General features: G+C 71.8%; 14 protein-coding genes. 9 read left to right on the top strand and 5 right to left on the bottom strand.

Annotation, left to right across the window (positions count from 1 at the left end; genetic code table 11):
• Nucleotides 1–77: 77 nt before the first annotated feature.
• Nucleotides 78–1496, top strand: a complete 1419-nt coding sequence (locus tag AB0O21_RS17945) for an amino acid permease (RefSeq protein ID WP_365172094.1) — start codon at nucleotides 78–80, stop codon at nucleotides 1494–1496.
• 147 nt (nucleotides 1497–1643) lie between these two features.
• Complete coding sequence (locus AB0O21_RS17940; protein WP_365172093.1) at nucleotides 1644–2300, top strand: superoxide dismutase; 657 nt, start codon at nucleotides 1644–1646, stop codon at nucleotides 2298–2300.
• Between the two features lie 39 nt (nucleotides 2301–2339).
• On the opposite strand, the gene AB0O21_RS17935 is transcribed toward AB0O21_RS17940, so the two are convergent.
• Nucleotides 2340–3050 (bottom strand): hypothetical protein, encoded by a 711-nt coding sequence (locus AB0O21_RS17935; RefSeq protein WP_365172092.1) that lies wholly within the window; start codon nucleotides 3048–3050, stop codon nucleotides 2340–2342.
• A gap of 32 nt (nucleotides 3051–3082) precedes the next feature.
• The gene (locus AB0O21_RS17930; RefSeq protein ID WP_365172091.1) at nucleotides 3083–3730 is read right to left on the bottom strand and encodes a DsbA family protein; all 648 of its coding nucleotides are present in this window, start codon (nucleotides 3728–3730) and stop codon (nucleotides 3083–3085) included.
• A gap of 136 nt (nucleotides 3731–3866) precedes the next feature.
• On the opposite strand from AB0O21_RS17930, the gene pepN (AB0O21_RS17925) reads away from it, so the two are divergent.
• Nucleotides 3867–6422, top strand: a complete 2556-nt coding sequence (gene pepN, locus AB0O21_RS17925; RefSeq protein ID WP_365172090.1) for an aminopeptidase N — start codon at nucleotides 3867–3869, stop codon at nucleotides 6420–6422.
• A gap of 234 nt (nucleotides 6423–6656) precedes the next feature.
• Nucleotides 6657–7619, top strand: a complete 963-nt coding sequence (locus AB0O21_RS17920; protein WP_365172089.1) for a hypothetical protein — start codon at nucleotides 6657–6659, stop codon at nucleotides 7617–7619.
• On the opposite strand, the gene AB0O21_RS17915 is transcribed toward AB0O21_RS17920, so the two are convergent.
• Both AB0O21_RS17915 and AB0O21_RS17910 read right to left on the bottom strand, forming a co-directional pair.
• Nucleotides 7595–8482 (bottom strand): pyridoxamine 5'-phosphate oxidase family protein, encoded by an 888-nt coding sequence (locus AB0O21_RS17915; protein WP_365172088.1) that lies wholly within the window; start codon nucleotides 8480–8482, stop codon nucleotides 7595–7597. The two genes, AB0O21_RS17920 and AB0O21_RS17915, sit on opposite strands and share 25 nt — an antisense overlap.
• 14 nt (nucleotides 8483–8496) lie before the next feature.
• The gene (locus tag AB0O21_RS17910; protein ID WP_365172087.1) at nucleotides 8497–8955 is read right to left on the bottom strand and encodes a VOC family protein; all 459 of its coding nucleotides are present in this window, start codon (nucleotides 8953–8955) and stop codon (nucleotides 8497–8499) included.
• Nucleotides 8956–9085: 130 nt separating this feature from the next.
• On the opposite strand from AB0O21_RS17910, the gene AB0O21_RS17905 reads away from it, so the two are divergent.
• The 4 genes from AB0O21_RS17905 (at nucleotide 9086) to AB0O21_RS17890 (ending at nucleotide 15948) form a co-directional block, all read left to right on the top strand.
• Nucleotides 9086–9646 carry a CGNR zinc finger domain-containing protein gene (locus AB0O21_RS17905; protein WP_365172086.1) on the top strand — a complete coding sequence of 187 codons (561 nt, stop codon included), beginning with the start codon at nucleotides 9086–9088 and terminating at the stop codon, nucleotides 9644–9646.
• A gap of 273 nt (nucleotides 9647–9919) precedes the next feature.
• Complete coding sequence (locus tag AB0O21_RS17900) at nucleotides 9920–13243, top strand: S8 family serine peptidase (protein WP_365172085.1); 3324 nt, start codon at nucleotides 9920–9922, stop codon at nucleotides 13241–13243.
• A gap of 100 nt (nucleotides 13244–13343) precedes the next feature.
• Nucleotides 13344–14789, top strand: a complete 1446-nt coding sequence (locus tag AB0O21_RS17895; protein ID WP_365172084.1) for a TerD family protein — start codon at nucleotides 13344–13346, stop codon at nucleotides 14787–14789.
• Nucleotides 14790–14916: 127 nt separating this feature from the next.
• The gene (locus AB0O21_RS17890; protein WP_365172083.1) at nucleotides 14917–15948 is read left to right on the top strand and encodes an aspartate-semialdehyde dehydrogenase; all 1032 of its coding nucleotides are present in this window, start codon (nucleotides 14917–14919) and stop codon (nucleotides 15946–15948) included.
• Between the two features lie 154 nt (nucleotides 15949–16102).
• On the opposite strand, the gene AB0O21_RS17885 is transcribed toward AB0O21_RS17890, so the two are convergent.
• The gene (locus tag AB0O21_RS17885; protein ID WP_365172082.1) at nucleotides 16103–16624 is read right to left on the bottom strand and encodes a DUF1203 domain-containing protein; all 522 of its coding nucleotides are present in this window, start codon (nucleotides 16622–16624) and stop codon (nucleotides 16103–16105) included.
• A 139-nt stretch (nucleotides 16625–16763) separates the two neighbouring features.
• Between AB0O21_RS17885 and pepN (AB0O21_RS17880) the strand changes: the two genes are divergently transcribed.
• Nucleotides 16764–19337, top strand: coding sequence for an aminopeptidase N (gene pepN, locus AB0O21_RS17880; RefSeq protein WP_365172081.1), 2574 nt, complete (start codon nucleotides 16764–16766; stop codon nucleotides 19335–19337).

The raw sequence follows: 19337 nt of genomic DNA, 5'->3' as shown, positions 1-19337 counted from the left end.
GGTCACGTCACGTGAGGCGGGTGTCCGGATTTCGGACGCCGAGCATCCGGTTAACGGACGATGGGCAGACTGGCCGCATGATCCAGAGCACCATCACACCTCCCGAGCGGCAGGGTCCGGCGTCCGCGCCGGCCGAGCCCGGATCCCCCCTCGGCAACGGCCTCAAGCAGCGCCACCTCTCGATGATCGCCCTCGGCGGCGTCATCGGCGCCGGGCTCTTCGTCGGCTCCGGGGCCGGCATCGCGGCCGCCGGGCCCTCGATCGTGCTCGCGTACGCCGCGTCCGGGCTGCTGGTGATGTTCGTGATGCGGATGCTCGGCGAGATGTCCGCCGCCCATCCCGTCTCCGGCTCCTTCTCGGTGCACGCGGAGCGGGCGATCGGCCCCTGGGCGGGCTTCACCGCGGGCTGGATGTTCTGGACCCTGCTGTGCGTGGGCGTGGCCATCGAGGCCATCGGCGCGGCGCACATCGTGACGGGCTGGCTCCCCGGCACCCCCTCCTGGATGTGGGTGCTGATCTTCATGGCGGTGTTCTGCGGGTCGAACCTGGCGGCCGTCTCCCACTTCGGCGAGTTCGAGTTCTGGTTCGCCGCCCTCAAGATCGGCGCGATCGGGCTGTTCCTGGGCCTGGGCGTGCTGGCCGTCCTCGGCGTGCTGCCCGGCACCGCCTCCCCCGGGGCCGCCAACCTGCTGCACGACGGCGGCTTCCTGCCCACGGGGGTGGACGGCCTGCTGGTCGGGCTGCTGGCCTCGGTCGTCGCGTACGGCGGGCTCGAGACGGTGACCATCGCGGCCGCCGAGTCCGAGAACCCGGTCAAGGGCGTGGCCAAGGCCGTGCGGACCACCATGTGGCGGATCGCGATCGTCTACGTCGGCTCGATGCTGGTCATCGTGACCCTGCTGCCGTGGAACGATCCGGCGGTGACCGAACAGGGCCCGTACGCGGCCACCCTGGACCACCTGGGCATCCCGGCCGCCGGCCAGATCATGAACGTGGTCATCCTGATCGCCCTGCTGTCCGCGATGAACGCCAACATCTACGGCTCCTCGCGCATGGCCTACTCCCTGGTCTCCCGCGGCCAGGGCCCGAAGGCGCTCGGCAAGGTCGAGGGCCGGGTGCCGCGCCGGGCGGTGCTCGCCTCCTCGGGCTTCGGGTTCGTCACCGTGCTGCTGTCCTACTGGTACCCGGACACCCTCTTCGCGTGGCTGCTGAACATGGTCGGCGGGGTCATCCTCGTCGTCTGGGGGTTCATCGCGGTCTCCCAGTTCGTGCTGCGCCGCCGGCTGGAGCGCGAGGCCCCCGAGAAGCTCGTCGTGAGGATGTGGGGCTTCCCGTACCTGACCTGGGTGGCGCTGGCCGGGGTGGTCGGGGTGCTGGTGCTGATGGCCGCGGGCGAGGACACCCGGGGGCAGGTGGTGTTCACCGGCGGGCTGACCGTGGCCCTGGCGGTGGCCGGCTACGTGATGCAGCGCCGGGCGGCTGCCGCCGCTGCCTGATCGTCCGCCAGAAGGCCGGGCCGGTGTGCGACACCGGCCCGGCCTTCGGCGTTTGGAATAGATACTGCTAGCGTGCAGTTGCGCATCAGTTGCAATAACAAGCTGGGCAATAAGCAGTTGGCACGCCGAGGGGACCGGATAACACGCATGGCCATCTACACACTTCCCGAGCTTCCGTACGACTACGCGGCGCTCGAGCCCGTGATCAACCCGCAGATCATCGAGCTGCACCACGACAAGCACCACGCGGCCTACGTCACGGGCGCCAACAACACCCTCGAACAGCTGGCGGAGGCGCGCGAGAAGGAGAACTGGGGCGCCCTGAACGGCCTGGAGAAGAACCTCGCGTTCCACCTCTCCGGCCACATCCTGCACAGCATCTACTGGCACAACATGGCCAGCCCGAAGACCGGCGAGGGCGGCGGCGAGCCCACGGCGGCCGACGGCCTGGGCGACCTGGCCGACGCGATCACCGAGTCCTTCGGGTCCTTCGCGAAGTTCAAGAAGCAGCTGACCTTCGCGTCCTCCGCCACCCAGGGCTCCGGCTGGGGCGTGCTCGCCTACGAGCCCGTCAGCGGCCGCCTGGTCGTCGAGCAGGTCTACGACCACCAGGGCAACGTGGGCGTGGCCAGCACCCCGATCCTGGTCTTCGACGCCTGGGAGCACGCCTTCTACCTGCAGTACAAGAACCAGAAGGTGGACTTCATCGAGGCGATGTGGAACGTCGTCAACTGGCAGGACGTGGCCGGGCGCTACGCCGACGCCAAGGCGAACACCCCGCTGCTGATCCCCGCCAAGGGCTGATCGGCACCCCGCAAACCCGTCCGCCTCGTGATCGTCTTCTCAACCTTCACCGGCGGGCGTGTCCACCGGAAGGCCCCCGCGAGGACGTGACTCGCGGGGGCCTTCTGCGCCTTCTGCGCCTTCGGTGTCCACCAGGCCGTCCACCTCGCCGACGGCCGTGAACTCGCGGGCCAGGCCCGTCTCGTGGAGCCGGGCGAAGGGCGTGAAGGGGATGCCGAACTCGGACTCCCCGCGGTCGAAGTTCCAGGTCTTGTGGACCTGGAAGCGGTAGTCGGTCACCACCGACCCGTCCTCGTGGACCCGGACCGTGCCGCTGATCCGGTACTGCGCCCCGCGCAGCGCCAGCCACCAGTCCACGTCACCGCCCTCGCCGGCCCGCCGGGTGATGCGCACCCCGCGCCAGCCGCTGTCGGCCGCGTACGCCCCCGGTTCACCCAGGGCCCGGGCCGCGTCCCGCCATTCGGCCAGCCGCCGGTCGACCTCCGCCCGTACGGCGTCCACCGCGAGCAGCGCGCGGGCGTCCACCCGGTACGGGCGGCCCGTACCGCGCAGGTAGTGGCGCAGGGCGCCCGCCGCGTGGGGTATCCCGAGGGCCGTCCACAGCGGCGGCACCGCAACGCAAGCCGCCCGCAGCACCCGGTCTCGGGGGCGTGCGGGCAGCGTCGCGTGCGGTGCGTTGCCGTTCGGTATCGCGGGCTGCGCCCGGCCGCCCTCGCGGCCGAGCGGAACCCGCGTGTCATCGGGACCCATACCGGGACGTTAAGGGAGGAACCCCATGCGGGCTACTCGAAGGAGGGGCCCTTGGTACGGGTGCGCTTGATCTCGTAGAAGCCGGGCGTGGAGGCGACCAGCAGGGTGCCGTCCCACAGCCGGGCGGCGGCCTCGCCGCGCGGGGTCGGGGTGACGACCGGGCCGAAGAAGGCCACCTCGTCGCCCTCGGCGCCGGGCACCGAGATCACCGGGGTGCCGACCTCCTGGCCGACCCGGTCGATGCCGTCGTTGTGGGAGGCGCGCAGCACCTCGTCGTACTCGTCGGAATCGGCGTACGCGATCAGCTCGGCCGGCAGGCCGACCTCGGCCAGCGCCTCGGCGATGACCTCGCGGGTCGCCCCCTTGTCCTCATTGTGGATCTTGGTGCCGAGGGCGGTGTACAGCTTGCCGGTGACCTCGTCGCCGTGCTTCTGCTGGGCGGCTATCACCACGCGCACCGGGGCCCAGCCCTTGGGGCCGAGCAGCTCTCGGTAGCGCTCGGGCAGCTCGTCGAGGCGGTTCTCGTTCAGCACGGCGAGGCTCATCACGTGCCAGCGGACCTCTACGTCGCGGACCTTCTCGACCTCCAGCATCCAACGGGAGGTCATCCAGGCCCAGGGGCAGAGCGGGTCGAACCAGAAGTCGACCGGGGTCTTCTCGCGCACCTGGGTGTCGGTCATGTCTCTCCTTGAGTCTGCGTCTTGAAAAGCTCATCACTGGCCGGTGTTCCGTCTCGCCAACCAGGACGCAGCCGGACGCATTCCCCCCGTGCGAGGATTTCGCCACAAGAACACGATCACGCACGAAGGAGTGCACGTGCCCGCAGAGAACCTGTCCCGCGAAGAGGCCCGTGGACGGGCGGAGCTGCTGTCCGTCGACGGGTACGAGGTGGTCCTCGACATCAGGTCGGCGGTGGAGGAGGCCGAGCCCGCGGAGGGCCCCCGCACCTTCCGCTCGGTGACGACGATCCGCTTCCGGGCCGCGGCCTCCGGCACCTCCACGTTCGTGGACCTGATCGCCCCCTCGGTGAACTCCGTGACCCTGAACGGACGGGCGCTCGACGCGGCCGCCGTGTTCGACGGCGCGCGGATCGCCGTGGACGGCCTGGCCTCCGAGAACGTCCTGGTCGTCGACGCCAACTGCGCGTACAGCCGCACGGGCGAGGGCCTGCACCGCTTCGTCGACCCCGAGGACGGCGAGGTCTACCTCTACACCCAGTACGAGCCGGCGGACGCGCGGCGGGTGTACGCCAACTTCGAGCAGCCGGACCTGAAGGCGCCCTACCGCTTCGAGGTGACCGCGCCCGAGGGCTGGCAGGTGTGGAGCAACGGCGCGGAGGAGTCGCGCGAGGGAGGGGTGTGGCGGTTCGCCGAGACCCAGCCGATCTCCACGTACATCACGTGCGTCGTCGCCGGGCCCTACCACTACGTGACGGACTCCTACACGCGCGGGGACCTGACGATCCCGCTGGGCGCGATGTGCCGCAAGGGGCTGGCGAAGCACTTCGACGCGGACGACGTCTTCCTCGTCACCAAGCAGGGCTTCGACCTGTTCCACGAGATCTTCGACTACCCGTACCCCTTCGGGAAGTACGACCAGGCCTTCGTGCCGGAGTACAACCTGGGCGCCATGGAGAACCCGGGGATGGTCACCTTCCGCGAGGAGTACATCTTCCGCGGGAAGGTCACGCAGGCCTCCTACGAGCGGCGCGCGAACGTCATCCTGCACGAGATGGCGCACATGTGGTTCGGCGACCTGGTCACCATGAAGTGGTGGGACGACCTGTGGCTGAAGGAGTCCTTCGCGGACTTCATGGGCTCCTTCGGGCTGGTCGAGGCCACCCGCTTCGACCAGGCGTGGGTCACCTTCGCCAACAGCCGCAAGGCGTGGGCGTACCGCGCCGACCAGCTGCCGTCCACGCACCCGATCACGGCCGACATCCGTGACCTGGAGGACGCGAAGCTGAACTTCGACGGGATCACGTACGCCAAGGGCGCGGCGGTCCTGAAGCAGCTCGTGGCGTACGTGGGCCGGGACGCCTTCCTGGAGGGCGCGCGGCGCTACTTCAAGGCCAACGCGTACGGGAACACCACCCTGGACGACCTGCTGTCGGTGCTCGCCGAGGTCTCCGGCCGGGACATGGCCGCATGGTCGCGGGCCTGGCTCCAGACGGCCGGCGTGAACGCGCTGACCCCGGTGCTGACGTACGACGCGGGCGGGCGGGTGACGGAGCTGGCGGTGGTCCAGGAGGGCGAGGAGCTCCGCCCGCACCGGGTGGCGGTCGGCCTGTACCGGCTGGAGTCCGACGGCAGCCTGGTCCGCTACGCGCGGGCCGGGGTCGACGTGTCGGGCGCGCGGACGGTCGTCGCGGAGCTGGCGGGCCGGGAGCGGCCCGACCTGGTCCTGGTCAACGACGAGGACCTCACCTACTGCAAGATCCGCTTCGACGAGGGCTCGCTGGCCACGCTGCGCGGACACCTCGGCGACCTGACCGATCCCCTCGCGCGGGCGCTGAGCTGGTCGGCGCTGTGGAACCTGACGCGCGACGGGCTGATGCCCGCCCGCGACTTCCTCACGCTGGTACTGGCCCACGCGGGCCGCGAGACGGACGTCGGCGTGCTCCAGATGCTGCACGCCCAGGCGCTGACCGCCGTCACCCACTACTCGGCCCCCGACCGGCGCGAACAGGGCGGCCGGGAGCTTGCGGCGGGCGCGCTGCACGAGCTGCGGCTGGCCGAGCCGGGGTCGGAGCACCAGCTGACGTGGGCCCGCTTCTTCGCGGCGAGTGCGGCGACCGAGGGCGACTTCCAGCTGCTGCTGGGGCTGCTGGACGGCTCCGCCCGGATCGACGGGCTGGAGGTGGACCAGGAGCTGCGCTGGGACTTCCTGCTGCCGCTGGCCGCGCACGGGGCGGTGGACGAGGGCGTACTGGCGGCGGAGCTGTCGCGGGACGACACGGCGTCGGGCAAGAGGCACCAGGTGCGGTGCCTGGCGGCGCGGCCGTCCGCGGCGGTGAAGGACCAGGCGTGGGCGGCGGTGGTCGAGTCGGACGCGCTGTCGAACGCGCTGGTGGAGGCGACGATCGCGGGCATGCAGCAGGCTTCCCAGCGGGGGCTGCTGGCGGTGTACGCGGAGCCGTACTTCTCGGTGCTGGAGCGGATCTGGTCGGACCGGTCGATCCAGATCGGCATCGACGTGGTGAAGGGCCTCTACCCGGCCCTCCAGGACCCGGAGCCCACGATCGCGTCGACGGACGCGTGGCTGTCCTCGCACCCGGACGCGGCCCCTGCGCTCCGCCGCCTGGTCCTGGAGTCCCGGGACGACCTGGCCCGTGCCCTGCGCGCGCAGCACTGCGACGCGGCGGCCGGCTGACCCCGCCGGGGGTTCGGGGCTCCGCCCCGGACCCCCGCGCCTCAAACGCCGGCGAGGCTGGGGGTTCCAGCCCCGCCGGCGTTTGAGGCGCGGGGTCTGGGGCGGAGCCCCAGGGCACGGCGGGGCAGCCTATCGGCCATCGAACGCCCGTACTTTAGCCCCGGGTTGTCCGGGTTTGTCGACGGGCGTGTAACACCGGTTAGCAAGGCCATGGCCTGAGGGAATCACCGCGTCATGAACCAGAACGCACCCCTCCCCCTCGCCCACCTCACCGCCAGCCGCCCCCGCGTGCTCACCCTCGCCCAGCTGCGCGAGCACGGCGTCACCGCCTCCGACGCCGCCGAGCGGCCCTGGCAGCAGATCCTGCCCGGGGTGTTCCTGCTCCACTCGGGCCCCGCGACCAGCGAGGAGCGGCTGCACGCCGCGCTGCTGTACGCCGGCCGGCGCGGGCACGGCGAGGCCATGATCACCGGGCTGGCGGCGCTCGCCCTGTACCGGTTCGCCTCCGCCCCCGCGCTGCTCGCGCTCTCGCACATCGACGTGCTCGTGCCCGGCACCCGCCGCCTGCGCTCCACCGGGGACGTGCGGATCGTGCGCGCCCACACCCCGCCCCGGGCCCAGGAGGTGACCGGGCTGCCGGTGGCGCCGGTCGCGCGGGCCGTCGCCGACGCCGTCGCGCAGCTCGACGACGCCGGCACCGTACGCCGCCTGCTCAGCGAGGCCGTCCGCGCCGGGCACTGCGAACCGGCCGCCGTCGTACGGGAGCTGACGGTGGCCCGGCTGCTCAACCGCCCGCACGTGGTGGACGCCGTCGAGTCCCTCCTCGCCGAGGGCCGCGCCATCGCCGAGGACCGGCTGTACCACCTCGTACGCGGCTACGACCTCCCCGAGCCGGTCTGGAACGTGGACCTGCGCATCCCCGGCGGCCCGCACCTCGGCGGGGTCGACGCCTTCTGGCCCGAGCACTCCGTGGCCGTGGAGATCGACACCCGCGCCCCGCGCCAGGGCGAGGACGAGGAGTGGTCGGAGTCCGTCCGCAAGCGCGAGACGCTGGAGCGGCTCGGCGTGACCGTCATCCACATCACCCCGCGCAAGCTCCGCGACTGGCCCGAGCAGCAGGCCGCGGTCGTCCGGACCGCCCTGACGGCGTCCGGCGACCGTGAGCCCGCCGCCTATCTGGTGGTGCTGCCGAGGTGAGGCGAGTACTCCGGGGCGCTCCAGCGCAGCCGCCCCGGGTGGACGGCCTCGACCACCGATTCCACGCGGAAGCGGGTGGCGCGGCTTCCGTCGGGCCCGAACTCGACCCCGGCCCGGCCGCTGAGCTGGAGTACGGCCCCGGTCTCCCAGTCCGGGAAGATCAGTCCGGCCCGCGGGTCGGCCGTCAGGTTCCCCAGGGTGAGGAACATGGCGTTGCCCGCGTAGTCCGGCCAGGTCAGCTCGGTCGGCGAGAGCACCTCCACGAAGCCGGGCAGCCCGCCGCGGTGACTGGCGTCGACCCCGTCCGCCTCCGCCGTGGTGGCGACGAAGAAGGTGTCGGCGGCGCGGACGGCCCGCTCCTGGTCGGGGGTGAGCGCGTCACCGCGCCGCACGACACCGGCTCCTTCGGCCGCCAGGTCCAGCGGCTGGCGTTTCTGCAGGTACTTGGGGCAGTTGGCGAAGACCTGCTCGGCCCGCACAGCGAACCCCCGGCCGGTCACCTCGACCGTCCCGTTCAGCCGCATCCGGCGCCGGGTGCGCGGGTCGAGCGCGATGGTGCCGACCCTCGTCCCGGCCGTGGCCAGCGCCCCGGTGAGCGGATCGCCCGGCGGTAGTCCCCCGGCGACCGTGATCCGGTCCGGCCCGGTGGCCCGTACGAAACCGGGCGCGCCGGTGAGCAGGGAGGCCCACAGCCGGCCCTCGCCGTCGGCGGCGCCGACGACCAGGTGCGGCTGGAGTTCCAGGAAGGCCGCGGCGACGTCCCGGATGCCCGTGCCGATCGAGCGGCCGACGTGTTCGGCGAGCTCGCGCACGCCGACCCGTTCCTGTACGGCCAGTGAGCCCCAGTGGTAGGCCCCGGACATGAGCGCCTCCGTCCTTAGAAGAAACCGCAGGTGGGAGCCCCCGCGACGGGGGCCGGGGAACCTTCGGCGCCGGTCGGGACGGAGATCTCCAGGCGGATCCCGTCCGGGTCGTGGAAGAAGATGCCGCCGGAGGCCGCGCCCTCGCCGTGGGCGACGACGCCGTCGTAGGCGAACTCGACCCCGAGGTCGCGCAGCCGCGTCTCGTACGACCGCACCTCGTCGATGTCGGAGGCCGCGAGCGCCAGGTGGTGGAGCCCGGCCGCGGCCGGGGCGAACCGGCCCTCGGCCTGCTCCCAGAGGGCGAGCACGAGCTCGCCGTCGTGTCCGATGAGGGCGAACCGGCGCCCTTCCTCCTTGCCCTCGACGAGGACCGTGAAGTCCAGGACGTCGCGGTAGAAGCCGGTCGAGCGCTCCAGATCGGTGACGTTCAGGCCCACGTGCCCGGTGCGGAGCCTGCTGATGGCAGTCGTCATGACGGGTCCTTCCCCAGAGGATTTCCAAGGTTCTAACCTTCTAAATCGAGATTAACGGTTAGGCATGCGGGCGTCAACCGTTCACGTACCCTTGAGGGGTTAGCTGCCCAGCCCAGGAGACGAGACGGACATGACGGCGACGGACCCGCGCCCCCTGACCGGGGAGCCGATCGCGCTCGACCTGCTGAACACCCGCTGGGTCATGGACGGCGAACCGCTCGACCTCTTCGCCGGGGCCGCGGGCCTGACCCGGGTGCAGGGGCTCGCGGTCTGGCTGGAGTCCGCCGGGCTGGCCGGCCGCTTCCGGGCCGACGCCGCGACCCTCGTGCACCTGATGACCGCCCGCGAGGCGCTGGCCCGCGCGGTGGCGGACCCGGCGGACGAGAGCGCCCGCGAACTGGTCGACGCCGTACTGGAACACGGCCGCATCCGCGCCACCCTGACGGCCGAAGGCCCGGGCGAGCGCGCCGAGTTCGACGATCCGACCTGGGGTCCGGCCTGGACGGCCGCCCGGAACTACCTGGAGCTGCTGAGCACCGCGCCCGACCGGATCCGCAAGTGCGCCTCCGAAACCTGCGTCCTGCACTTCCTCGACATCTCGCGCAACGGCACCCGGCGCTGGCACTCGATGGCCGTCTGCGGAAACCGGGCGAAGGCCTCCCGGCACTACGCGCGCACGCGCGAGCGCTGAACGGTCCGAAACTGTCACACCCGCACCGGGGCGCGATCGCGTCCCGGTGCCGCCGCGTGGTCGCCAAGTCGACAAATCAGCTCCGCGGCCCCAGCGGTTCACCCCGCCCTGTCCCGGTAAGTCCCCGCTGGCGCATCCGCCGCAGTGGCGAATGCCCGCCATGGCGGGTATCGGTCAATGACAACTCTCCCCAAACGGCTGTCGTTTGCGCAAAGCTGACCGGTCATCCGGCACCGAAATCCGGACCGTATCTTTCACTTACCAGGGATGCTGATGACCCTCGAATCCCCCAGCTCCATACCCGGGGCCAGACGCGTCGCGCGCGTCGCGGCCGCGGCCGGTCTGGTGGCCGCCCTCGCGGCCACCGGCTCGGCGCCCGTCTTCGCGGCGAACGGAGCCGACGCCCCGGGCTCCAGCCCGGCCGTCAAGTCCGCGGACCAGAAGCTCGGTTCGGCAGACGCCGAGCTCCTCCAGCAGGCCAAGGCCAAGGGCGACGCGAACGTCACCGTCATGGTCGCGACCGCTCCCGGCGAGACCAAGCAGGTGGCGGACCAGCTCGACGCCGTACCCGGCGCCTCGGTGGGCCAGACGTACGACAAGCTCGGATACGTACGCGCCACCCTGCCCACCGGCAAGGCGGAGGCCGCGCTGAAGGCGGCCGCCAAGCTGTCCTCGGTGCACGGCATCGACCTGCGGCACGAGATCCAGCTGCCGGACCCGCGCCCCGACGCCGGCCAGGACGCGGGCGCGGCCGCGAAGCCGCAGCCCGGCTCGTACCCGGCGCCGGACAAGAACACCCCGGCGAAGAACCCGTACAACCCGTCCTTCGAGACCGGCGCGGTGGACTTCGTCGCGAAGAACCCGCAGGCCGACGGCCGCGGCGTGACCATCGGCATCATGGACTCGGGCGTCGACCTCGGCCACCCGGCCCTGCAGAAGACCACCACCGGCGAGCGCAAGATCGTCGACTGGGTCACCGCGACCGACCCGATCACCGACGGCGACGCCACCTGGCGCGCCCAGATCACCCCGGTCACCACCGCCGGCGGCACCTTCACGGCGGGCGGCGCGAGCTGGAAGGCCCCCGAGGGCAGCTTCCAGTGGAGCCGCTTCACCGAGTCGATCACCGCCAACGGCGACATGAAGGGCGACGTCAACCGGGACGGGGACACCACCGACCGGTTCGGCATGCTCTACGACGCCGCCGCCGGCACCGTCCGCGTCGACACCGACCAGGACAACGACTTCACGAACAACGAGCCGATGAAGCCGTACAAGGACGGCTACCAGATCGGCTACTTCGGCACGGACAACCCGGCGACCGACGTCGCCGAGCGCATCCCGTTCGTGATCGAGATCCGCAAGGACGTCCCGATGGACCCGCTCGGCGGGGACTGGGTCGGCAAGAAGGCCGACTTCGTCAACATCGGCATCATCGAGTCCGAGCACGGCACGCACGTCGCCGGCATCACCGCCGCCAACAGCCTCTTCGGCGGCAAGATGAACGGCGAGGCGCCCGGCGCCAAGCTCGTCTCCTCGCGCGCCTGCACCTGGTCCGGCGGCTGCACCAACATCGCGCTGACCGAGGGCATGATCGACCTCGTCGTCAACCGCGGCGTGGACATCGTCAACATGTCCATCGGCGGCCTGCCGGCGCTGAACGACGGCAACAACGCCCGCTCCGAGCTCTACAAGAACCTCATCGACACCTACGGTGTCCAGCTCGTCATCTCGGCGGGCAACGAGGGCCCCGGCATCAACACCATCGGCGACCCCGGTCTCGCGGACAAGGTCATCTCCGTGGGCGCCGCGGTCTCCAAGGAGACCTGGGCCGCCAACTACGGCTCCGGCGTGACCAAGAAGTACAACATGTTCCCCTTCTCCTCGCGCGGTCCGCGTGAGGACGGCGGGTTCACGCCGACCATCACCGCCCCCGGCGCGTCCATCAACACCATCCAGACCTGGCTGCCCGGCGCGCCCGTGAAGGAGGCCGGCTACACCCTCCCGGCCGGTTACGGCATGCTCCAGGGCACCTCGATGTCCTCGCCGCAGGCCGCGGGCGCCAGCGCCCTGCTGATCTCGGCCGCCAAGCAGAAGAACATCGCGCTGACCCCGGCTGCCCTGCGCACGGCGCTGACCAGCACCGCCAAGAAGATCGACGACGTCCCGGCGCACGCGCAGGGCTCGGGCCTGATCAACGTTCCCGGCGCGTGGGAGTCCATCCAGCGCGGCGCGAAGGCCAACGAGTTCACCGTCAAGGCTCCGGTCGACACCGCGATCGACCAGTTCCTGAAGACCCCGGGCTTCGGCACCGGCCTCTACGACCGCGAGGGCGGCCTGAAGGTCGGCCAGAAGAAGGTCTACGACGTCGTCGTCACCCGCACCACGGGCGTCAAGTACGGCACCCGGCACAACCTGAGCTGGCGCAACAACGACGGCACGTTCAAGATCCTGGGCGACTACGACTACGTCACCCTGCCCCTGAACAAGCCCGTCACCATCAAGGTCGAGGCCAAGCCCAAGACGGCCGGCGTGCACAGCGGCATCCTGCAGCTGGACGACGAGACCACCGAGGGCATCGACAAGCAGATCCTGACGACGGTCGTCTCCTCGACCCCGCTGGCGAAGCCGTCGTTCAGCTTCTCGAACACCTCGTCCGTGCAGCGCAACAGCCACAAGTCGTACTTCGTCACCGTGCCGCAGGGCGCGAAGACCCTCGAGGTCGCCCTCGGCAGCCTCGCGGCGGGCAGCCAGACGCGCTTCATCTCGATCCACCCCTACGGTGTGGGCGTCGAGGACAGCGCGACCACCCAGTGCTACCCGAACTACGACAACCCGGCGAACAAGTGCCGCCCCGACCTGCGGTCGTACGCCGACCCGCAGCCGGGCGTCTGGGAGATCGAGGTCGAGTCGCGCCGTACGTCGCCGCTCCTCGACAACCCGTTCAAGCTGGACGTCTCCGTGCTCGGCGCGGCCTTCGACCCCGCGGTCAAGGTCCTGCCGGAGGTCAAGCAGGGCACCCCGGCGCCGGTCCAGTGGACCGTGAAGAACGACGGTGCGGCCATCGCCGGCGGCAAGCTCCAGGGCGGCCCGCTCGGCTCCGCGAAGGTCGCCACGCCGACCATCGCCAACGGTGAGACCCACACCACCGAGGTCACGATCGGCGAGGGCGTCTCCCGCCTCGACATCGCGATCGGCAAGGTGTCCGACACCGCCGCCGACCTCGACCTCGACGTGTTCAAGGACGGCGTCAAGGTCGGCTCCTCCGCCGACGGCGACTCCGAGGAGTCCGTGAGCCTGGTCAACCCGGCCGCCGGCACCTACACGATCAAGGTGTTCGGCTACGCGGTCCCGTCCGGCTCCACCACGTACGACTACCGCGACGTGTACTTCTCGGCCGCCCTGGGCTCCGTCCAGGTCGACGAGGCCGCCGCGGTGAACCTCGCCAACGGCGCCTCCACGGCCGTCTCGGCGAACGTCCTGGTCAACGCCGCCGCCCCCGAGGGCCGGCAGTTCTTCGGCCAGGTCCAGCTGCTCAACGCCCGCGGCACCGCCGCGGGCACCGGCAGCGTGCAGATCGAGAAGGTCCTGCCGTAGCGCGTACGCGCGTGACGGTGTGACCGCATGACGGAGGGGCCGGTGCCGATGGCGAGCACCGGCCCTTCTCGCTGCCCCGGGCCGATGACAGGATGCCGGGATGACGATCACCGAAAGAGGGGCCAACACCCCGCTGGCCTGCGGGCCGTTCCGCGTCACCGTGGGGCGCACGGCCCGGCCGGGGACTGTGGCGGTGGCCGCCGCGGCAGTGCTGCTGGACGCCGTCGGCCGGGTCCGCGATGACGCCGACGTGGTCCTGGCCGACGGGCCCCGGCACCCGTCCGGAGCGGTCCGGCACCTGGGCGGGGCCGAGGAGGGCGGACAGCTCGTCCAGCGGCTGGAGGTGGACCCGGACGACGTGGAGCCGGCCGTGCAGCGGGTCCTGATCGCCGCCTTCGCCGCCGGCGGGCCGTTCGGCGCGGTCGACGGGCTGTACGTGGAGGTGGCCGCGGGCGACGGAACGCCGGTGGCCCGGTACGAGGCGGCGGACGCCGCCATGGACACCGCGCTGGTGCTCGGCGAGTGCTACCGCCGCGACGGCGCCTGGCGCTTCCGTGCGGTGGGCCAGGGCTACACCGCCGGTCCGGCCGCGCTCGCCGCCGACTTCGGCATACGGCCCGAGGCGCTCCCGGCCGCCCCGGTGACCGGCCCCGCGATGACCGAGGTGGACAAGGTCGACGCGGCGCCGCCGCCCGTCGGACCGCGGGACTCCGGAGCGCCCGCCGGCCCGGTCCCGTACGACTGCGTGTACGAGGGGACCGGCGACCAGGAGATCACCGTGCCGAACCCGCACCCCGGGGAAGAGTCGGTACTGGATTACGAGGTGCTCGGCGCGACGGACTCGGGCACCCGGTTCAGCGTGTACCGGATCGACGACCAGAACGAGCCGGTCCTCGCGATCAACCGCCGTGAGCACGGCCTGCGGGGCCGGCGGCTGGCGTTCGGCAGCGGCGGCTCCGCGATGCGGCTGCGCATCGAGGCGAACTGCGACTGGCGGCTGCGGCTGCGCCCGGCCGATACGGTCGAAGCCCTCGGGACCGGCGGATCGGGCCGGGGGACGACCGTGCTGTGGTACGGCGGCCCGCCCGCCCTGATCAGGCTGGAGCGCGAGGGCCCCGGCGACGACTGGGTGCAGCTGAGCACCTTCCAGCCGGACGGCCCGGGCCTCTTCGTCACCCACACCAAGGACCGCCACCCGGTGACCGGCCCGCTCGCCGTCGGCCCCGAGGGCTGGGCCCACGTCGTGGTGGTGACTCCCGAGACGGTCCCGTGGAAGCTGACGGTGCTGCCCCTGCACAGCGCCCCGGTGCTGGAGGGGAAGCTGGCCGGCCGGGGTGCGCAGGTGGTGCGCGTACCGGCCAACGGGGCGAAGGCGGAGGTCCGGCACGGCTCGCGGAGGGCTCCCTCGCTGACCGTGATGTTCGCGCTGGACGAGGATCTGACCCCCCTGGAGCGGCTCTGCACCGAGCCGGGGGTGTACGACCTGCCGCCCGGCCTGGTCAGCCTCCGCGCGCTGGAAAAATGGAGCCTCCGGGTCCGCGACTGAGGCTCCGCGGACCCGCTGCGCGCGGCAGATCGTCCGTACTGCGGACAATGGATTGGACAAGGCTCGTGGGGTCGCACGCATGATGGCTCCACGCGCGCCCGCGTCGTACGGAGCAGAAGGAGTCACCGTGAGGGTCGGAATCGTCGGAGCCACCGGACAGGTCGGCGGAGTCATGCGCGGCATCCTCGCCGAGCGGAAGTTCCCGGTGGACGAGCTGCGCCTGTTCGCCTCGGCCCGTTCGGCCGGCTCGACCCTGGAGTGGGAGGGCCGGGAGATCACCATCGAGGACGCCTCGACGGCCGACTACTCCGGCCTGGACATCGTGCTCTTCTCCGCGGGCGGCGCCACCTCCAAGGCCCTCGCCGAGAAGGTCGCCTCGCAGGGCGCCGTCGTGATCGACAACTCCTCCGCCTGGCGCAAGGACCCCGAGGTCCCCCTCGTCGTCTCCGAGGTCAACCCGCACGCGATCAAGAACCGCCCCAAGGGCATCATCGCGAACCCGAACTGCACCACCATGGCCGCGATGCCCGTGCTGCGCCCGCTGCACGACGAGGCCGGCCTGTCCGCGCTGATCGCCACCACCTACCAGGCCGTCTCCGGCTCGGGCCTGGCCGGTGTCGCCGAGCTCGACGGCCAGGTCAAGGCCGTGGCCGCCGACGCGACCAAGCTGGTCCACGACGGCGAGGCCGTCGAGTTCCCCGAGCCGGGCGTCTACAAGCGCTCCATCGCCTTCAACGTGCTGCCGCTCGCGGGCTCGATCGTGGACGACGGCTCCTTCGAGACCGACGAGGAGCAGAAGCTCCGCAACGAGTCCCGCAAGATCCTCGAGATCCCGGGCCTCAAGGTCTCCGGCACCTGCGTGCGCGTGCCGGTCTTCTCCGGCCACTCGCTCCAGATCAACGCCCGCTTCGACCGCCCGATCAGCGTCGAGCGCGCGTACGAGCTGCTGAAGGACGCCCCGGGCGTCGAGCTCTCGGAGATCCCGAACCCGCTCCAGGCGGCCGGCAAGGACGCCTCGTACGTGGGCCGCATCCGCGTCGACGAGACGGTGGACAACGGCCTCGCCCTGTTCCTGTCGAACGACAACCTCCGCAAGGGCGCCGCGCTGAACGCGGTCCAGATCGCGGAGCTGGTGGCCGAGGAGCTGCGCCAGGCCTGAGTCCGGCCGGGCGCGATCAGCAACGAAGGGGGCGGGTGCCGTACGGCACCCGCCCCCTTCGCATGTCAGGATCGCCGGCCGACCCGCTCGGGTCTGGAATGGGTCCGGCAGCCCGCGGCCCGGCTTCCCGGGGCTCCGCCCCGGACCCCGCTCCTCAAACGCCGGAGGGGCTGAAGGCAGGCCGGCGGACCTCGAAGTGGAAGCAGCCGAACTCCGCGGCCCGCAGGTGGACGAGGGCGACCCGCGGGTCGGCGAAGGCCTCGTCGAGGGCCCGGTCGATCACCCCGTCGGGATCCTCGCCCAGGTCGAGGACCCGCCCCCCGACGATGTGCCCGCGGGCGTCGTACCGCCGGGCGGTGCGCTGCACGCCCGGGCGGGCGAAGGGGTGTCCGCCGTCCTCCGCGGGCCCCGCGCACGCCTCGGCGTGGACGAAGACGGGCCCCTGCTCGTCGTAGGCGCCGGGATCGGCGCCCGTGCGGGCCGCCCAGCGGCGCAGCGGCGCGTACGAGACGAGCGCGATCCGCTCGCCGGCCTCGCTCGCCCGCAGGCAGCAGCGCAGCGGCGCCCCGCCCTCCTCGTCCCGGTAGGGGACGCACTCCCGTCCCGCGTCGTCCCGTACCCGGAGCTCTTTGAGCGCCGTCTCCTCGATGGGCCTCGCCCGGTAGCTGATCGTCATGCCCTCCAGCGTGGCGCGCCCGCCCGCCGGAGTCCGGCGGGAATCCGACCTCGCGTTCGCCCGTGGATTACTCCGGCGCGGTGGCCCCCGCCCCATGGAAGGATGGCGGGGCAACGTCACCATCGAAGGAGATGAACGCGTGCCAGGCACGAATCTCACCCGTGAAGAGGCCCAGCAGCGGGCAAGGCTGCTCACCGTCGACTCGTACGAGATCGAACTCGATCTCAGCGGCGCGCAGGAGGGCGGCACGTACCCGTCCGTGACCACCGTGCGCTTCCAGTCGGCCGAGGCCGGGGCCGAGACCTTCATCGACCTGGTCGCCCCGGCCGTGCACGAGGTCGTGCTGAACGGCAAGTCGCTGGACGTGGCCGCGGTCTTCCGGGACTCGCGCATCGCCCTGGCGCACCTGGCGGCCGGGGACAACGAGCTCCGCGTCGTCGCGGACTGCGCGTACACCAACACCGGTGAGGGCCTGCACCGCTTCGTCGACCCGGTCGACCAGCAGGCGTACCTCTACACCCAGTTCGAGGTGCCGGACGCGCGCCGCGTGTTCGCCAGCTTCGAGCAGCCCGACCTGAAGGCCACGTTCCGGTTCACCGTGACGGCCCCCGAGGGCTGGACGGTCATCTCGAACTCCCCGACGCCTGAGCCCAAGGACCGGGTGTGGGCCTTCGAGCCGACCCCGCGCATCTCCTCGTACATCACGGCCCTGATCGTCGGCCCGTACCACGCGGTGCACAGCTCGTACGAGGGCAAGGACGGGCAGTCCGTGCCGCTCGGCATCTACTGCCGTCCCTCGCTCGCGGAGTTCCTCGACGCGGACGCGATCTTCGAGGTCACGCGGCAGGGCTTCGACTGGTTCCAGGAGAAGTTCGCCTACGACTACCCGTTCGCCAAGTACGACCAGCTCTTCGTCCCGGAGTTCAACGCGGGCGCGATGGAGAACGCGGGCGCGGTCACCATCCGCGACCAGTACGTCTTCCGCTCGAAGGTGACGGACGCGGCGTACGAGACGCGCGCCGAGACGATCCTGCACGAGCTCGCCCACATGTGGTTCGGCGACCTCGTGACCATGGAGTGGTGGAACGACCTGTGGCTCAACGAGTCCTTCGCCACCTACACCTCGATCGCATGCCAGGCCTACGCGGAGGGCTCGAAGTGGCCGCACGCGTGGACCACGTTCGCCAACTCCATGAAGACCTGGGCGTACCGGCAGGACCAGCTGCCGTCCACGCACCCGATCATGGCGGACATCCGTGACCTCGACGACGTCATGGTCAACTTCGACGGCATCACGTACGCCAAGGGCGCCTCGGTGCTCAAGCAGCTCGTGGCCTACGTCGGAATGGACGCCTTCTTCAAGGGCGTGCAGGCGTACTTCAAGGCGCACGCCTTCGGGAACACCCGCCTGTCCGACCTGCTGGGCGCGCTGGAGGAGACCTCGGGCCGCGACCTGACCGCGTGGTCGAAGGCGTGGCTGGAGACGGCCGGCATCAACATCCTGCGGCCGGAGGTCACCACCGGCGCGGACGGGGTCATCACCGCGTTCGGCATCCGCCAGGAGGCGCCCGCGCTGCCCGCCGGCGCCAAGGGCGAGCCTACGCTGCGCCCGCACCGCATCGCGGTCGGCCTGTACGACCTCGAGGGCGGCAAGCTGGTCCGCACGGACCGGATCGAGCTGGACATCGACGGCGACCTGACGGAGGTGCCGGAGCTCGTGGGCCGCGCCCGCCCGGCGGTGTTCCTGCTCAACGACGACGACCTGTCGTACGCCAAGGTCCGCCTGGACGAGCAGTCCCTCGCGACGGTCACCGCGCACCTGGGCGACTTCACCGAGCCGCTGCCGCGCGCGCTGTGCTGGGCCTCGGCGTGGGACATGACCCGCGACGGCGAACTGGCCACCCGTGACTACCTGGCCCTCGTCCTGTCGGGCATCGGCAAGGAGTCGGACATCGGCGTGGTCCAGTCCCTGCACCGCCAGGTGAAGCTGGCCGTCGACCTGTACGCCGACCCGGCGTGGCGCGCGGAGGGCCTGGCGGCCTGGACCGGGGCCACGCTGGAGCACCTGCGCGCGGCCGAGCCGGGCAGCGACCACCAGCTGGCGTGGGCGCGCGCGTTCGCGGCCACCGCCCGTACGGAGGACCAGCTGGCCTACCTGTCGGCGCTGCTGGACGGCTCGGCCGTGGTCGAGGGCCTGGCCGTCGACACCGAGCTGCGCTGGGCCTTCCTGGAGCGGCTGGCGGCCACGGGTGTCGCCGACGAGGCGGCCATCGCGGCGGAGCTGGAGCGGGACGCCACGGCGGCCGGCGAGCGGCACGCGGCGACGGCGCGGGCGGCGCGCCCGACGGCCGAGGCCAAGGCCGCCGCGTGGGCGTCGGTGGTGGAGTCCTCGGACCTCCCGAACGCGGTGCAGGAGGCCGTGATCGGCGGCTTCGTCCAGACCGACCAGCGCGAGCTGCTGGCCCCGTACACCGCGAAGTACTTCGCGGCGCTCAAGGAGGTCTGGGACACCCGCAGCCACGAGATCGCGCAGCAGATCGCGGTGGGCCTGTACCCGTCGCTCCAGGTCTCCGAGGCCACGCTGGCCACGACGGACGCCTGGCTGGCCTCGGCCGAGCCGAACGCGGCCCTGCGCCGGCTGGTGTCGGAGTCCCGCGCGGGCGTCGAGCGCGCGCTGAAGGCCCAGGCGGCGGACGCGGCCGCCGGTTCCTGA

This window comes from Streptomyces sp. NPDC091371 (assembly GCF_040684275.1).
GTDB lineage: Bacteria > Actinomycetota > Actinomycetes > Streptomycetales > Streptomycetaceae > Streptomyces.
This window is presented reverse-complemented; position numbering and strand designations above follow the sequence as displayed.

Excerpts from the sequence above, each read along its gene's own strand:
- AB0O21_RS17945 (WP_365172094.1), top strand. The coding sequence starts at position 78 with ATGATCCAGAGCACCATCACACCTCCCGAGCGGCAGGGTCCGGCGTCC.
- AB0O21_RS17940 (WP_365172093.1), top strand. The coding sequence starts at position 1,644 with ATGGCCATCTACACACTTCCCGAGCTTCCGTACGACTACGCGGCGCTC.
- AB0O21_RS17935 (WP_365172092.1), bottom strand. The coding sequence starts at position 3,050 with ATGGGTCCCGATGACACGCGGGTTCCGCTCGGCCGCGAGGGCGGCCGG.
- AB0O21_RS17930 (WP_365172091.1), bottom strand. The coding sequence starts at position 3,730 with ATGACCGACACCCAGGTGCGCGAGAAGACCCCGGTCGACTTCTGGTTC.
- AB0O21_RS17920 (WP_365172089.1), top strand. The coding sequence starts at position 6,657 with ATGAACCAGAACGCACCCCTCCCCCTCGCCCACCTCACCGCCAGCCGC.
- AB0O21_RS17915 (WP_365172088.1), bottom strand. The coding sequence starts at position 8,482 with ATGTCCGGGGCCTACCACTGGGGCTCACTGGCCGTACAGGAACGGGTC.
- AB0O21_RS17910 (WP_365172087.1), bottom strand. The coding sequence starts at position 8,955 with ATGACGACTGCCATCAGCAGGCTCCGCACCGGGCACGTGGGCCTGAAC.
- AB0O21_RS17905 (WP_365172086.1), top strand. The coding sequence starts at position 9,086 with ATGACGGCGACGGACCCGCGCCCCCTGACCGGGGAGCCGATCGCGCTC.
- AB0O21_RS17900 (WP_365172085.1), top strand. The coding sequence starts at position 9,920 with ATGACCCTCGAATCCCCCAGCTCCATACCCGGGGCCAGACGCGTCGCG.
- AB0O21_RS17895 (WP_365172084.1), top strand. The coding sequence starts at position 13,344 with ATGACGATCACCGAAAGAGGGGCCAACACCCCGCTGGCCTGCGGGCCG.
- AB0O21_RS17885 (WP_365172082.1), bottom strand. The coding sequence starts at position 16,624 with ATGACGATCAGCTACCGGGCGAGGCCCATCGAGGAGACGGCGCTCAAA.